This is a genomic window from Phytopseudomonas daroniae (assembly GCF_004327285.1).
Taxonomy (GTDB): Bacteria; Pseudomonadota; Gammaproteobacteria; order Pseudomonadales; family Pseudomonadaceae; genus Aquipseudomonas; species Aquipseudomonas daroniae.
Window position 1 is genome coordinate 237,776 of the sequence record NZ_QJUI01000005.1, and the last position, 15,072, is coordinate 252,847.

Sequence of the window (15,072 nt, forward strand, 5' to 3'; positions counted from 1 at the left end):
AGGCCTGGTGACCCCTGTCGAGATTGACCGCCCGCCAGGCACTGCGTAGCCTTGCGTTCTTCGAGGTTCTTCATGTATCGCCATGGAGCTAGAACCTGTTAAAAGTCTGCTGCGCGTCGGCCCTGCTGCGTTAAAAACAGGCTCGGAATGCTCATGTACAAAAGTACACTCCGCTTCCTCGCCTGTTTTTGCCTTGCAGGACTCTAGCTCGCGAGCCTTTGAACAGGTTCTAAGAGGGAACACGGCAAGCCGTGGCTGCCCCCGCAACTGTAGCAGCGAGCGCATCGCCAACCGCCACTGGGAAACCGGGAAGGCCGGCTACGCGCCATGACCTGTGAGCCAGGAGACCTGCCTCGATAACGCTTTCGACAACCGGGCGGGGTGATCCGGTGATGCCTTCGTGCCAGCTTCGGCTTGTGCCTGCCATCTATTGCCCGCTCGCCGTTTCTCCAGACGCCAGGGGCCTCCATGAAAACGCTCGCCAAACTTCCCGTCACCATCGTCACCGGTTTCCTCGGTGCCGGTAAGACCACCTTGCTGCGGCACATGCTGGAAAACGCCGAGGGCCGCCGTATCGCGGTGATCGTCAACGAGTTCGGCGAACTGGGTATCGATGGTGAAATCCTCAAGCAGTGTTCCATCGGCTGCACCGAGGAAGAGGCTAATGGCCGCGTTTTCGAACTGGCCAACGGCTGCCTGTGCTGCACCGTACAGGAAGAGTTCTTCCCGGTGATGCGCGAGCTGGTGCAGCGCCGCGGCGACCTCGACCATATCCTCATCGAAACCAGCGGCCTGGCCCTGCCCAAGCCGCTGGTACAGGCCTTCAACTGGCCGGAAATCCGCACCGCCTGCACCGTCGATGCGGTGATTACCGTGGTCGACAGCCCGGCGGTGGCCGCTGGCACGTTCGCTGCGTTCCCCGATCAGGTCGATGCCCAGCGCAAGCTCGACCCTAACCTCGATCACGAATCGCCCCTGCACGAGCTTTTCGCCGACCAACTGGCGAGCGCTGATCTGGTGATCCTCAACAAGGCCGACCTGCTTGATGCCGACGCCCTGGCGGCGGTGCGCGCCGAAGTTGGCGAAGAGCTGCCGCCGGCGGTCAAGGTGGTCGAAGCCCATGGCGGTTCCCTGCCGCTCAATGTGCTGCTGGGCCTGAACAGCGAGACCGAACTGCATATCGAAGGCCGCAAGACCCATCACGACAATGAGGAGGAAGACCACGATCACGACGAGTTCGACTCGTTCCACGTGGAACTACCGCAAATCGATGAAGCCCGCCTGCTTGCCGCGCTGAAGGACGTCGTGGCAAAACACGGCATCCTGCGTATCAAAGGCTTCGTCGCCGTTCCGAACAAGCCAATGCGCCTGCTGCTGCAAGGTGTCGGCCTGCGTTTCGACAAACACTTCGACCGTGCCTGGCAGGCCGATGAGGCGCGGGTTACCCGCCTTATCGTGATTGGCCAGGCGCTCGATCACACAGCCATCGCTGCCGAGCTGAAAGCGGCGCTCAAATGAAGCTTCAAGCTGCAAGCCTCAAGCCACAAGTGAAAGCCAGAAGCTTGGCTGCGGGCTGTTCCTGCTTGCAGCTTGCAGCTTGTAGCTTGTAGCTTGTAGCTTGTAGCTCGCTTAGATGCATCTTCTGCGTACTCAGCCCGGACAGTCGTTACCGGCCGACAGCATCGCCGACCTCGGCCAGACGCCTTCCGAGCTGGTGGTGTTGTGCACCGGTGATTCGCACTTGTCGCTGCTGGCCGAGGTCGCCTGCCATCTGCCCGAGGACTACCCCAGTCTGCGCCTGGCCAGCCCGGCGCAACTGGGCAACAACGCCTCGGTGGATTTCTACGTCGAGCAGGTGCTGCAGCACGCCAAGGTGATCCTGATCTCCGTGCATGGCGGTGTCAGCTACTGGCGCTACGGCATCGAGCGTCTGGTGGAGTTGGCCGGGCGCGGCAAGACGCTGATCCTGGTGCCGGGCGACGACAGCCCCGATCCCGAGCTGAGCGGCCTGGGTAACGTCGCCGCCGAGGATGCCGAGCGGCTCTGGCAGTATTTGCGCCAGGGCGGCGTGGACAATGCGCGGCAATTTTTCCACTGCATCGCCAGTCGCTACCTGGGGTGCGACTACCCCTGGGAGGCGCCGCGCGCACTGCCCCGGGTCGGCCTCTATCACCCGCACAAGAGTGATGTGCGCCTGGATGATTGGCGTTCCGAGTGGCAGCCCGATGCGCCGGTGGCGGCGCTGCTGTTCTACCGCACCCATGTGCAGGCGGCCAACACCGCCTTCGTCGACAGCTTTTGCCAGCGCCTGCGGGCCCAGGGCCTCAACCCGCTGCCCATCGCCGTGGCCAGCCTCAAGGAAGCCGCCTGCCTGGCACAGGTGGAGGACTGGCTGGACGAGGCCGGCGCCGCCGTTATCCTCAACACCACCGGCTTCGCCCAGTCCAACCCGGAAGCACCGCAGGCGCGGCCGTTCCGCCGCGATGTGCCGGTGTTGCAGGCGCTCTGCGCCTTGGACAGCGAGGAGCAGTGGCAAGGCAACGCCCAGGGCCTCGGCCCGCGTGACCTGGCCATGCATATCGCCCTGCCGGAGCTGGACGGCCGCCTGATCACCCGGCCGATCAGCTTCAAGGGCCTGGCCTGGCGCAGCGAGCGTAGCCAGAGCGACGTGGTCTGCTACCGTGCGCACCTGCCCGGCATGGATTTCGTCGCCGAACTGGCGCGGCGCTGGTGCGAGCTGCAACGCACGCCCGCAGCGGACAAACGTGTCGCCCTGGTGCTGGCCAACTACCCGACCCGCGACGGTCGCATCGGCAACGGCGTCGGCCTGGACACCCCGGCGGCCGCGCTGAATATCCTCCAGGCTCTGCAACAGCAGGGTTATCCGGTCGATGCGTTGCCGGACAGCGGCACCGCGCTGATTCACCAACTGCTCGGTGGCGTGACCAACGACCTGGACAACCTCGACCTGCGGCCCTGCGCCCAGAGCCTGGCGCTGGACGACTACCAGAGGTTCTTCGCAGCCTTGCCCGAGGCCAATCGCCAGGCGGTGCTGGAGCGCTGGGGCGTACCGGAAAACGATCCGATGTTCCGCAATGGCCGCCTGATGATCGCCGGCCTGCGCTTCGGCCTGACCTTCGTCGGCATCCAGCCGGCACGGGGTTATCAGGTCGATGCGGCAGCGGTCTACCACGACCCGGATCTGGTGCCGCCTCACGGTTACCTGGCGTTCTATTTCTGGATGCGCCAGGTGTTCGCTGCCCAGGCGGTGATCCACGTTGGCAAGCACGGCAACCTGGAATGGCTGCCGGGCAAGAGCGTCGGCCTTTCCGAAAGCTGCTGGCCGACGGCGATCCTCGGTGCACTGCCGAATATCTACCCTTTCATCGTCAACGATCCCGGCGAGGGCGCCCAGGCCAAACGCCGTACCCAGGCGGTGATCATCGACCACCTGATGCCGCCGCTGACCCGCGCCGAGAGCTATGGCCCCCTGCGTGATCTGGAGCGGCTGGCCGACGAGTACTACGACGCCAGCCAGCTCGACCTGCGTCGCGCCGCCGAGTTGCGCGGCGAGATACTGGTCAAGGTGCACGAAGCCAGCCTGGATCGCGAACTGGGCCTGCAGCTCAACGACGACCCCGCCAGCTGGTTGCCGCAACTCGACGCCTACCTCTGTGATCTCAAGGAATCGCAGATCCGCGACGGCCTGCATGTGTTCGGCGAATCACCGGCCGGTACGCTGCGTCGCGACACCCTGCTGGCGCTGCTGCGCATTCCCCGCGGCGACGGCCAGGGCGGCAACGCCAGCCTGCTGCGTGCCCTGGCCCATGACCTGCAGCTCGACTTCGACCCCCTCGATTGCGACATGGCCGCGCCGTGGACGGGCCCACGCCCTGACATTCTGACTGGCCTAAGCGATGAGCCCTGGCGCAGTTTCGGCGATGCCCGCGAGCGTCTTGAGTTGCTCGGATTACGGCTGATCGAAGGAGCGGATTTGCCATTCGCCGGATCGGCCAGCGCTGCCGTGCTGCGCAGTCTGGCTGAGCGCATCGCGCCGCTGCTGGATGCCTGTGGCGATGCCGAGATGCATGGCCTGCTCGATGCGCTCGATGGTCGCTTCGTGCCATCCGGCCCCAGCGGCGCGCCGAGTCGTGGGCGGCTCGACGTGCTGCCCACCGGGCGCAATTTCTATTCCGTGGACGTGCGCAACCTGCCCACACCCACTGCCTGGCGCCTTGGCGTACAGGCCGCCGACCGCCTGCTTGAACGCCATCTGCAGGATGAAGGTGACCACCTTCGCCAGCTCGGCCTGTCGGTGTGGGGCACCGCGACCATGCGCACCGGTGGTGACGATATCGCCCAGGCCATGGCCCTGATGGGCGTACGCCCGGTGTGGCAGGCCGGCAGCCAGCGGGTCGAGCGTTTCGAGGTACTGCCGCTGGAGCAACTCGGTCGCCCGCGTGTCGACGTGACCCTAAGGGTGTCCGGGTTCTTCCGTGATGCCTTCGCCAACCTGATCCGTCTGTTCGACGACGCCGTGCAGGCGGTCGCCGATCTGGACGAATCGCCGGACATGAACCCGCTGTCGGCACGGGTCTGGCAGGAAGCCCTGGCGCTGCAGGATGGCGGGCTGGACGAACTCGAGGCGCGGCGTCAGGCTGGCTGGCGGATCTTCGGTTCCAAGCCCGGCGCCTATGGCGCCGGCGTGCAGAACGCCATCGAGGAACGCCTCTGGGAAAGCCGCGCGGATCTCGCCGAGGTGTACCTGAACTGGGGCGGCTACGCCTACGGCAAAGGCAGCGAAGGTACGCCGGCGCGCGGCCAGTTCGCCGAGCGCCTGGAGCGTCTGCAGGCGGTGCTGCACAACCAGGACAACCGCGAGCACGACATCCTCGACTCGAACGACTACTACCAGTTCCAGGGTGGCATGTTGGCGGCGGTGGAAACCCTGCGGGGCACCAGGGTGGCCAGCTACCACGGTGACAACAGCCAGCCCGATACCCCGCGCATCCGTACCCTCAAGCAGGAGCTGGCCCGTGTGGTACGCGCCCGTGCGGCCAACCCGAAGTGGATCGAGGGCATGAAGCGTCACGGCTACAAAGGCGCCTTCGAGCTGGCCGCGACAATCGACTACCTGTTCGCCTTCGATGCCACCAGCGAACTGGTCGACGACCACCAGTACGCCCTGCTCACCGACGCCTACCTGCTGGACAGGGACACCCGCGACTTTATCCAGCAGCACAACCCCGGCGCCCTGCAGGACATCGTCGAGCGTCTGCTCGAAGCCCAGCAGCGCGGCCTCTGGCAGGAGCCGGGCGAGTACCGCGAGGCCCTGGAGAACCTGCTGATCGAGGGCGAGGAAAGCTGAGGTCTGTTAGGGCGTTGGCCGGAGGAAGGCGGGAGCAGACGCTCACCCCGTAGGGTGGATGACGCTCTTTTCATCCACCATTGCGATCGCTAGGTTGGTGGACGGATGAAGCGCCGTCCACCCTACGTCATGAAGCCCACCAAATCGAACGTCCGCTTCCGCCTTGAAGCTGCCTTCAACGCGTTTTCGGTTTTTACAAGTCCCCTCGGTTGCCCTGGCCTGACCTTGGGTTTAGCCTACCTGTTCATTTCCAGAGGAGTTTCGTCCAATGCGCCAGTAATGCCGTCGTGTCCGCACGACCTGTGATTTTCCGCCGCGGCCTCGTGCCTCGCGTTTTCACGGCATTGCCTGGAGTCATTCATGACGAACTCGCCTGTTATCGCGCTCGAGCGCGTGTCCTTTCATTTTTCCAATGGTCAGCCGCTGTTCGATGAGCTGAGCGAAACCTTCGATGCCCGCCATACCGGCCTGGTGGGGCGCAACGGTGCCGGCAAGAGCGTGCTCGGCCGCCTGCTCGCAGGGTTGTTGCAGCCCACTGGCGGGCGTATCGCTCGGCAGGCTCAGGTCGCTTACCTGCCTCAAGAGGTCGTGGTGTCTGACGGCGTTCGAGTTATCGATCTGACCGGTTTCGCTGCGCCTTACGATGCGCTGTGTCGGGTGACTGACGGCTGCATGGACGAGGACGATATCGAGTTGCTCGAAGGCCACTGGAATATCGCCGAGCGCCTGAACCTCGCCCTGCGCGACGAAGGTCTTGGCCATCTGTCACTGCAAACCCCTGCCGCCATACTCAGCGGTGGTGAGCGTACAAGGGTGGCTTTGCTCGGTGTTTTTCTCTGCGGTGCCGATCTGCTGATTCTCGATGAGCCAAGCAATCACCTGGATCGGGTCAGCCGCCAGCGGCTCTATCGACGCTTGCAGCAGTGGCCGGGCGGGCTGGTGGTGATCAGCCATGATCGTGAACTGCTGGAGGGCATGCAGCGCATCGTCGAGCTATCGCCGGCCGGGCTGCGCGCCTACGGCGGCAATTACAGCGTTTATCGGGAGTGTCGATTGCGCGAGCGACAGGCCGCGCAGCATACGCTGGAGCATGCTCGCACCGAGCGCAAACGTGGCGAGCGGGAGTTGCAGACGCAGCAGCAACGCCAGCAGCGCCGTACCGCCAGCGGAGCGCGTGGGGCGCGGGACAGCAATCAGGCGCAGATCCTCCTGGATCGTCAGAAGAACCGCAGCGAAACGAGCGCCGGCCGCCTGCAACAGCGGCTGCAGGAGGCGCGTAGCGGGCTCGATAGCGCGGTACGCGAGGCCGCCGCCCAGGTGGACGAAAACCTGGCGATCGAGCTGCATGGCAGTGCTACAAGCCTGCCCGAGGGTAAGCGGGTATTGAGTCTACGCGGCGTGTGCGCACCATTTTCGGGCGCCTGCCTGCCGGATATCGAACTGTTCGGCCCCCGCCGGCTAGCGATTACCGGGCCCAATGGTTGTGGCAAGTCGACCTTGCTGGCGGTGCTCGCGGGCCGGCTTTCAGTCGCCGCTGGCGAGTGTCGAGTCGATGTCCCGCTGGCTTATCTTGATCAGCGATTGTCCTGCCTGCAGGCGGCGCAAACGGCCCTGGATCATCTGCGACACTGCAATCCCGGGTTGCCCGAGGCGCTTGCCCGTACCCGCCTGATGCACCTGGGGCTGGATGCCGATCGGGCACTGCTCCCCTGCGCACGGCTCAGTGGCGGCGAGCGCCTGAAACTGGCGCTTTCCGGGGTGATCGATGGCGAACCGGCAGCACCCTTGCTGCTGCTCGACGAGCCCGATAACCATATCGATCTCGACTCGCTGCTGGCCGTCGAAGGCATGCTGCGTCAGTACCGTGGGGCGCTGGTCGTGGTGTCTCACGACACCGCGTTCATCGAGGCATTGGCGATCACCGACCGCCTGCAGTGGACGACGCAGGGTTGGCAGTACGAGCGGGTGTGATCCGCACGTTTGCGAGGGTGCATCCAACGGCTTGAGCGCAGCGACACTGGGTATCGCTGCGCTCAACGTCAGGTTACGGGTGGCGTCAGACCAGATGCCGCATCCGCACGGCCGCGTCGATCAGCATGCGCTCGGTGCCCGTCCAGCCGAGGCAGCCGTCGGTGATCGATACGCCGTAGCGCAGCTCGCCACCGAGGCTCTGGGCGCCATCGAACAGGTGGCTTTCGATCATCACTGCGCGCAGGGCACCGTCGCCGGCCAGGCGCTGGTCGAGCACGCTGCGCAGCACCTCGGGCTGGCGCAGCGGGTTCTTGCCGCTGTTGGCGTGGCTGCAGTCGACCATGATCCGCGGGGCGATGCCCTGGCGCTCCAGCTCGGCGCGCGCAGTGGCGACGCTGGCGGCGTCGTAGTTCGGGGCGCCATGGCCGCCGCGCAGCACCAGGTGGGTGTCCGGGTTGCCGTGGGTCTGTACCAGGGCCGGGCGACCGTGGCCATCGACACCGAAGTGCTGGTGGGCATGAGTCGCCGAGCGCATGGCGTCGCAGGCGATGCCGAGGCTGCCATCGGTGCCGTTCTTGAAGCCCACCGGCATCTCCAGACCGCTGACCAGTTCGCGGTGCACCTGGGATTCGCTGGTTCGTGCGCCGATCGCCGCCCAGCCGAGCAGGTCGTCGAAGTAGCCTGCCACCAATGGCTGCAGGATCTCGCTGGACAGCGGCAGGCCGAGCTCCAGCATGCGCAGCATCAGTTGCCGCGAGCGGCGCAGGCCTTCGGCCATATCGCCACTGCCATCCAGCGCCGGGTCGTAGACCAGGCCTTTCCAGCCCACCGTGGTACGCGGTTTTTCGACGTAGGCGCGCATCACCAGCAGCAGGCGATCACCCACCCGTTGGCTGAGGGCTGCCAGGCGCGCGGCGTATTCGAGTACGGCAGCGTCGTCGTGCAGGGAGCAGGGGCCGACCACCACCAGCAATCGCGGGTCGTGACCATCGAGAATGGCGCGGATCGAGTGGCGCTGTTGCTGCACCTGGCGGGCGAGGGCGGCAGAGAGGGGCAGTTCTTCGCGCAACTGGCTGGCGCTGGGCAGTGGCGAAGTCTGTCGGCGGGTCGGTGCGGCGACCAGGTGCAGATCAGCGGATTTGGCGGTGGAGCGGGAATTGACGGCTACGGACATGGTGGTTTCCTCGGCCGGCGCGGATGTTACCGCGCGCGGCGCACTATCTGGCTCGATGGGATGTTCGATTGAGTGGATGAGCAGAGCGGCTGCCGGTAAATCGCCAGTCGTAGCGGTAACGGGTTTGATAGGTGGCGTATGCGTTCATGGTGAAATCCTCTGTACAGATGGCTGTGCCGGAAAAAAAGAAACCCCCGATCGGGTTGCCGACCGGGGGTTTCGAGAAACTGTCTGGTGGCGACCCTGAGTTGCTAGGGCGCCTGTGGGGTATCAGGCGCGCCTGTGGCTAAACCAATACCCATAAAAATACGAGGCCGCCGCAACCACGGATGCCTGGGCACGCACGATCACGATGCAGGCTGCATCGAGGCGGGTGCTGTTCAGGATCAGGGATGGCGACATGCAAGGCTCCGTTGAATGGGCTCGACGTTAATTCATCGCGGTGGTCGATTGCAAGCCTTGGAACCGATTCACGATCTGCTGCGTGTCGCTTGTAGCCGTTTCATGTACGGCTGCAAAAAAGGCGGAAGCGGACGTAGGGTGGATGACGCTCTTTTCATCCACCATTGCGATCGCAGAGCGGTGGACGGGTGAAGCGTCGTGTACAGCGTCGTCCACCCTACGAATGGCCGCTTCCGCCTTGCATCGGCCAAGGCTTGGCTCTGGCCCGCCAGGTGCTCAGGTTTCCTGCCTGCCGATCCACTTGCCCACCTGAGGCGCCTCGTAGCGGTCGATGGCCGCCAACAACGCATTGATATCCTGCTCGACGATCAGCATCTCGCGGTGCGGCGCCTTGACGAAGGCTTCGTCGACCATGTGATCGAGGAAGGCGGCGAGGCGGTCGTAGTAGCCATTGATATTGAGCAGCGCGCAGGGCTTCTGGTGGTGGCCCAGTTGCGCCCAGGTCCATACCTCGAACAGTTCTTCCAGGGTGCCGACGCCGCCGGGCAGGGCGATGAAACCGTCGGACAGCTCGGCCATCAGCGCCTTGCGCTGATGCATGGAGTCGACGATGCGCAGGTCTTCGAGGCCGGTGTGGGCCACTTCCTTTTCCCACAGCGAACGCGGGATCACGCCGATCACTTCGCCTCCTGCTTCGAGCGCCGCATTGGCCACGGCGCCCATCAGGCCGACGGACGCGCCGCCGTACACCAGGCCGATGCCGGCTTTGGCGAGTGTCTGGCCGAGGCGGGTAGCGGCTTCGATGTAGATCGGGTCACGGCCCGCGTTGGAACCACAGAAAATGCACAGACGCACGGAGACTCTCCCTGGTTGATGACGCACACGTCAGCGTTGCGAAGCCGCCGACCATAACAGAACAGCGCAGTGGGATTCGACCGCCCGCTGCTACAATGCCGGCTTTGCTCAGCCGGATTGCGCCATGACCGATACCGTCCATTTCCCTCTCGCCGCCGTGGTCGGTGCCGACTCGCTGAAGTTGGCACTGTGCCTGGTGGCGGTCGATCCGGCGATTGGCGGTGTGCTGATCGAGGGGCCGCGAGGCATGGCCAAGTCGACCCTGGCCCGTGGCCTGGCCGAGCTGTTGCACACTGGCCAGTTCGTCACCCTGCCGCTGGGCGCCAGCGAGGAACGTATCGTCGGCACCCTGGATCTGGATGCCGCCCTGGGCCAAGGCCGGGCGAGCTTTTCCCCGGGGTTGCTGAGCAAGGCCGATGGCGGCGTGCTCTACGTCGACGAGGTCAACCTGCTGCCCGACCATCTGGTCGACCTGCTGCTCGATGCGGCGGCCAGCGGCGTCAACCATGTCGAGCGCGACGGCATCTCTCACCGCCACAGTGCGCGTTTCATTCTGATCGGCACCATGAACGCCGAAGAGGGTGAGCTGCGCCCGCAGTTGCTCGACCGCTTCGGCCTCAACCTGGTACTGGACGGTCAGCCGCAGCCGGGCGCGCGCGCCGAAATCGTCCGCCGTCGCTTGGCTTTCGATGCCGACTCGCAGGCGTTCATTGCCCAGTGGGCCGAGCAGCAGGCGGCACTGGCCGAGCGCTGCCAGCAGGCGCGGGATCAGGTGATGCGCATTCCTCTCGATGACCAGGCGCTGGAGGCGATCACCCAACGCTGTTTCGAGGCGGGCGTCGATGGTTTGCGTGCCGACCTGGTGTGGCTGCGAGCCGCCCGTGCCCATGCGGCCTGGCGTGGTGCTGAAGGCATCAGCGAGGACGATATCGAAGCAGTGGCCGACTTCGTGCTGCGCCATCGTCGTCGGCATACGCCACCCCGGCAGCAGGCTCAGCCGCCGGCCAGCCCTCCTGCTCAGGCATCAAGCGAGCAGCCTGCGGCAGGCGAAGGTCAGTGGGGCGAACTGCCGCCGCACGTGCAGGCCACCGGCGAGCGCCGTGAACCGCCACGCTGGGCAAAAAAGCCCTGAGCATCCCCCCGCGTGCCAGAGCGGGGACGGATGCGAAGCCCACTCCGGGCAAACAGGCAGGCGGCCGCGGTGGCGCCAAACGCCGGGGCGAGAATGGTGCTATCGACTGGCTCGCCACCCTGCTGCAAGGTCGGCCACGGCGGCGCGAAGATCTGCAGCGCAGCCCACGTAGCAACGCACCGACGCAGCTATGGCTGATCGTCGTCGATGCCTCGGCTTCGACCCGCCGCCATGGCGCTCTGGGCAAGGCCAAAGGGCTGCTCGCCGAGCTGTTCGAGCGGGCTTACCGGGAGCGTGCGCGCATCGCCGTACTCGACGCCCACGGAGCACAACCGCAGTGGCACTGGCAGGGCCAGAAAGCGTCTGCTGCCCTGCAGCAGTGGTTGGCGGAGCTCGGTGCCGGTGGTGGCAGCCCGCTGATTCCGGCGTTGCAGCAGGCCCACGGCTGGCTGCAGCGCCGCCAGCGCCTCAAGCCGGGTGAGGAGCAGCGCTTGCTGGTCATTACCGACGGGCGATTGCGCGAATGGCCAGCGCTGCCGCCCAGCCCCTGCCCCGCCACATTGGTGGATATCGAGTGCGCGCCGATCCGCCTCGGCCGTGCCGTTCAGCTGGCCGGCGAGCTGGGTGCCGAGTATCGGCATATCGAAGAACTCGAGGCGTTGACTCAGTCACTTCGTCACTCGGTGTAGCGCCGCGTCAGTAGTGGCCGGTTTTCGATGCTGCCAAGGCGATGCTCAGGTTATCGGATCCTCCAGCGAACGTTTCGACGACTCGGGCAGCGCCAGACCGCCGGCCAGAGCCAGCAGGGCGATGGCGATCAGGTAGAAGGCCGGCGACATGCGGTTGCCGGTCGCTTCGATCAGCCAGGTGGCGACCAGCGGCGCGGTGCCGCCGAACAGCGTATAGGCCAGGTTGTAGGTGAAGGCCGACGCGGTGTAACGCACGCGGGTGGGGAATTGCTCCGAGAGCAGCACGGCGGTCACCACGCCGCAGATCACCGCACCGATGGCGAGCAGCATGGCGCCGATGGCCGATGCCAGCAGCGTACCCGAGGCGGCCAGGGTGAAGGCCGGATACACCGCGACGATCAGCGCCACACCAGCGGTGAGAATGGTGCGACGGCGGCCAACGTGATCCGAATAGCGGCCTACAAAGGGGCACAGCAGAGCGGCGAACAGCAGCGCCATCAGGCTGGCGAGCAGCGCTGTGGGTCGTGTTGCGCCACCGACCACCTGCATGTAAGTGGTCAGGTAGGTGGTGAACATGTAGAACGACAGCGCCGTGGCGGAGATGAAGGCCGACAGGCAAAGCACGGTCGCGCCATGCTCACGCAGGGTTTCGCGCAGCGGCGAGTGTTCCGGGTGAGCTTGCGCGGCCAGGGCCTGAAAGGCCGGGGATTCGTCCAGTCGCAGGCGCATGTACAAACCGATCAGGCCCAGCGGTGCGGCGATCAAAAAGGGCACGCGCCAGCCCCAGGCCTGCATCTGCGTTTCATCCAGCCACAGGCCCAGGCCAAAGACGAGGCCTGCCGCACAGGCGAAGGCAGCGAAGGTGGAGACGGGTACGAAGCTGCCATAACGGGCTTTCTGTTCGGTTGGCGCGTGCTCCATGACGAAGGCGCATGCGCCGGCGTATTCACCGCCTGCCGAGAAGCCTTGCAGACAGCGCGCCAGGGCCAGCAACAGCGGCGCGATCAGGCCGATGCTGGCGTAGGTCGGTAGCAGGCCTATCAGGGTGGTGGCGCCGGCCATCAGCAGCACGGTGATCGACAGCACGCGCTTGCGACCAATGCGGTCACCCAGGATGCCGAATACGATGCCGCCCAGCGGGCGGAGTGCGAAGGACACGGCGAATACCGCGAAGGTCTGCAGTAACGCCAGGGCCGGATCGCCTTGTGGAAAGAACAGCGCGGCGATGGTCACGGCGAGAAAGCCGTAGACGGCGAAATCGAACCACTCGACGAAGTTGCCGATAGCCGACGCGGCGATGACCTTGCGCAAGGTGCCGAGATCGACGTGTGTAGCCTGTAGTGGATAAGTGGTGACGCTCATGGCTGCCTCCGCGCAGTTGTTCCAACGTGCGGACGCGCCTGGCCCGGGCCTTTGCGTCCATCTGTGGATAACTTACGTGGCTCTCCAGCTGTGGCGGGATTCGAGTGCGACCTGGGGGTAGTCATGAGCGACAGGGGTTTTGCGTAAGCGTCTTGAGACGCGATCAATGGTGGATAAGCTTCGCGTTATCCACCCTACGGTTTGCACCCGAAGCGTAAACCGTAGCCTGGGTCGAGCGAAGCGATACCCGGGAAAGGCGTTGCTCTACAACGTTACCAATCCGGGCACATGAAAAAGCCGACCCGGAGGTCGGCTTTCTCTATACAGCGCAGAGTTGGCTGGCGCCGTAGCGCCGAGCCGTCTCTTACAGCGCGTCGCGGCTGCTGGCACCATCAACCAGACGGGCGATGCCCAGCGGGTTGGCGTTCTTCAGCGCGTCGGGCAGCAGCGCGTCCGGGCAGTTCTGGTAGCACACCGGGCGCAGGAAGCGGTCGATGGCCAGGGTACCCACCGAGGTGCCACGGGCATCGGACGTCGCCGGGTACGGGCCACCATGCACCATGGCGTCGCAGACTTCCACGCCGGTCGGGTAGCCGTTGAACAGCACGCGGCCGACCTTCTGCTCGAGCAGGGCGAACAGCTCGCCGGCGCCGGCCAGGTCGCCCGGTTCGCTGATCAGGGTGGCGGTCAACTGGCCGTGCAGGCCATCGATGGCGGCCAGCAGTTCGGCCTGGTCGGCCACTTCGACGACGATGGTGGTCGGGCCGAAGACTTCTTCCTGCAGCAGCTCGTCGCCGTTCAGCAACAGGCTGACGTCGGCCTTGAACAGTTGCGGGCGGGCCTGGTTGCCTTCCTGCCTGGCGCCGGTCAGGTGGGTGATACCGGCATGGGCGTCGAGCGCTTCCAGGCCTTTGACGTAGCTCTTCAGGGTGCCGGTGTTGAGCATGGTCTGCGGCGGCTGCTCGGCCATCTTGGCGGTGAAGGCCTCGAGGAAGGCGCTGAACTCCGGCGAACGGATACCGATCACCAGGCCCGGGTTGGTGCAGAACTGGCCACAACCCATGACCACCGAACCAGCCAGTTCGCCGGCGATTTTCTCGCCACGGGCCTTGATGGCTTCGGGCAGCAGGATGACCGGGTTGATGCTGCTCATCTCGGCGAATACCGGAATCGGCTGCGGGCGCGCCGCGGCCATGTCGCACAGGGCGCGACCACCTTTCAGCGAACCGGTGAAGCCGACGGCCTGGATGGCCGGGTGCTTGACCAACGCCTCACCGACGCCACTGCCGTAGATCATGTTGAACACACCCTTGGGCATGCCGGTCTTGTCGGCGGCGCGCAGCAGGGCTTCGGCAACGAAGGCGGCGGTGGCCATGTGGCCGCTGTGGGCCTTGAACACCACCGGGCAGCCAGCGGCCAGGGCCGCGGCGGTGTCGCCACCGGCGGTGGAGAAGGCCAGGGGGAAGTTGCTGGCGCCGAACACCGCGACCGGGCCGAGGCCGATGCGGTACTGACGCAGATCCGGGCGCGGCAGTGGCTGGCGATCCGGCAGGGCGCGGTCGATGCGCGCGCCGAAGAAGTCGCCGCGGCGCAACACCTTGGCGAACAGGCGCATCTGCCCGCTGGTGCGGCCCCGTTCGCCCTGGATACGGGCGCTGGGCAGGGCGGTTTCGCGGCAGACGGTGGCGACGAACTCGTCACCCAGGGCATCGAGCTGGTCGGCGATGGCGTCGAGGAAATCGGCGCGCTTGGCTGCCGGCAGGCTGCGGTAAGCGGGGTAAGCGGCGGCAGCGGCTTTGGCGGCGGCATCGACTTCTTCAGGGGTGGCCTGGACGAAGTCGTAGGGCAGGGCTTCGCCGGTGCTGGCGTCATGGCTCTGGTGAACGACGGAGCCGGCTGCGCTGAACGCGCCGCCGATGATGTTGTGGCCGATGGTAGCGGGCATTGTTAGCTCCTGTTGGGACGTATGAATACGTACGGAAAGGTTTTGATTGTACGATGTCTGATAAGTTGCGCAAGTCTGCAGTCAGCCAGCCCTTGCCGGACGGCCGATAGGAGCGCTAAAGGCTGGAGGCTGAACGACAAGCAAACCGCATAGGCTCTTTCGTCCAGCTTTCCA

General features: G+C 65.4%; 10 protein-coding genes and 1 riboswitch. Of the genes, 5 read left to right on the plus strand and 5 right to left on the minus strand.

The genetic code is table 11. From position 1 onward, the window contains the following. Positions 1-188 precede the first annotated feature (188 nt). A riboswitch (cobalamin riboswitch) is annotated at positions 189-370 on the plus strand. A 98-nt stretch (positions 371-468) separates the two neighbouring features. The 3 genes from cobW (at position 469) to DNK06_RS07705 (ending at position 7,339) form a co-directional block, all read left to right on the plus strand. After that, positions 469-1,518: a cobalamin biosynthesis protein CobW gene (gene cobW, locus DNK06_RS07695; RefSeq protein ID WP_131179442.1), complete on the plus strand. Its 1,050-nt coding sequence runs from the start codon at positions 469-471 to the stop codon at positions 1,516-1,518. Between the two features lie 115 nt (positions 1,519-1,633). Further along, positions 1,634-5,368, plus strand: coding sequence for a cobaltochelatase subunit CobN (gene cobN / locus DNK06_RS07700; RefSeq protein WP_131179443.1), 3,735 nt, complete (start codon positions 1,634-1,636; stop codon positions 5,366-5,368). A 360-nt stretch (positions 5,369-5,728) separates the two neighbouring features. Continuing rightward, a complete protein-coding gene (locus DNK06_RS07705) occupies positions 5,729-7,339 on the plus strand; it encodes an ABC-F family ATP-binding cassette domain-containing protein (RefSeq protein ID WP_131179444.1) in 1,611 nt (536 codons plus the stop codon). An 85-nt stretch (positions 7,340-7,424) separates the two neighbouring features. Here DNK06_RS07705 and DNK06_RS07710 read toward each other — a convergent pair whose 3' ends face one another. From DNK06_RS07710 to DNK06_RS07715, 3 genes are all read right to left on the minus strand, one after another. Then, positions 7,425-8,513, minus strand: coding sequence for a 3-deoxy-7-phosphoheptulonate synthase (locus DNK06_RS07710; protein WP_131179445.1), 1,089 nt, complete (start codon positions 8,511-8,513; stop codon positions 7,425-7,427). Between the two features lie 270 nt (positions 8,514-8,783). Next, positions 8,784-8,915, minus strand: a complete 132-nt coding sequence (locus DNK06_RS25425; RefSeq protein WP_278248839.1) for a hypothetical protein — start codon at positions 8,913-8,915, stop codon at positions 8,784-8,786. Between the two features lie 276 nt (positions 8,916-9,191). Then, positions 9,192-9,770 (minus strand): LOG family protein, encoded by a 579-nt coding sequence (locus tag DNK06_RS07715; protein ID WP_131179446.1) that lies wholly within the window; start codon positions 9,768-9,770, stop codon positions 9,192-9,194. A 124-nt stretch (positions 9,771-9,894) separates the two neighbouring features. On the opposite strand from DNK06_RS07715, the gene DNK06_RS07720 reads away from it, so the two are divergent. Together DNK06_RS07720 and DNK06_RS07725 are read left to right on the plus strand one after the other, a co-directional pair. After that, on the plus strand, positions 9,895-10,902 hold the full coding sequence (locus tag DNK06_RS07720; RefSeq protein ID WP_131179447.1) for a magnesium chelatase ATPase subunit I: 1,008 nt from the start codon (positions 9,895-9,897) through the stop codon (positions 10,900-10,902). Further along, positions 10,884-11,591 (plus strand): vWA domain-containing protein, encoded by a 708-nt coding sequence (locus DNK06_RS07725; protein WP_242674735.1) that lies wholly within the window; start codon positions 10,884-10,886, stop codon positions 11,589-11,591. Before DNK06_RS07720 ends, DNK06_RS07725 begins: the two co-directional genes overlap by 19 nt. Before the next feature lie 45 nt (positions 11,592-11,636). On the opposite strand, the gene DNK06_RS07730 is transcribed toward DNK06_RS07725, so the two are convergent. Together DNK06_RS07730 and DNK06_RS07735 are read right to left on the minus strand one after the other, a co-directional pair. Next, a complete protein-coding gene (locus tag DNK06_RS07730) occupies positions 11,637-12,953 on the minus strand; it encodes an MFS transporter (protein WP_131179449.1) in 1,317 nt (438 codons plus the stop codon). A gap of 364 nt (positions 12,954-13,317) precedes the next feature. Then, positions 13,318-14,898, minus strand: a complete 1,581-nt coding sequence (locus tag DNK06_RS07735; RefSeq protein WP_131179450.1) for an aldehyde dehydrogenase (NADP(+)) — start codon at positions 14,896-14,898, stop codon at positions 13,318-13,320. Positions 14,899-15,072 lie beyond the last annotated feature (174 nt).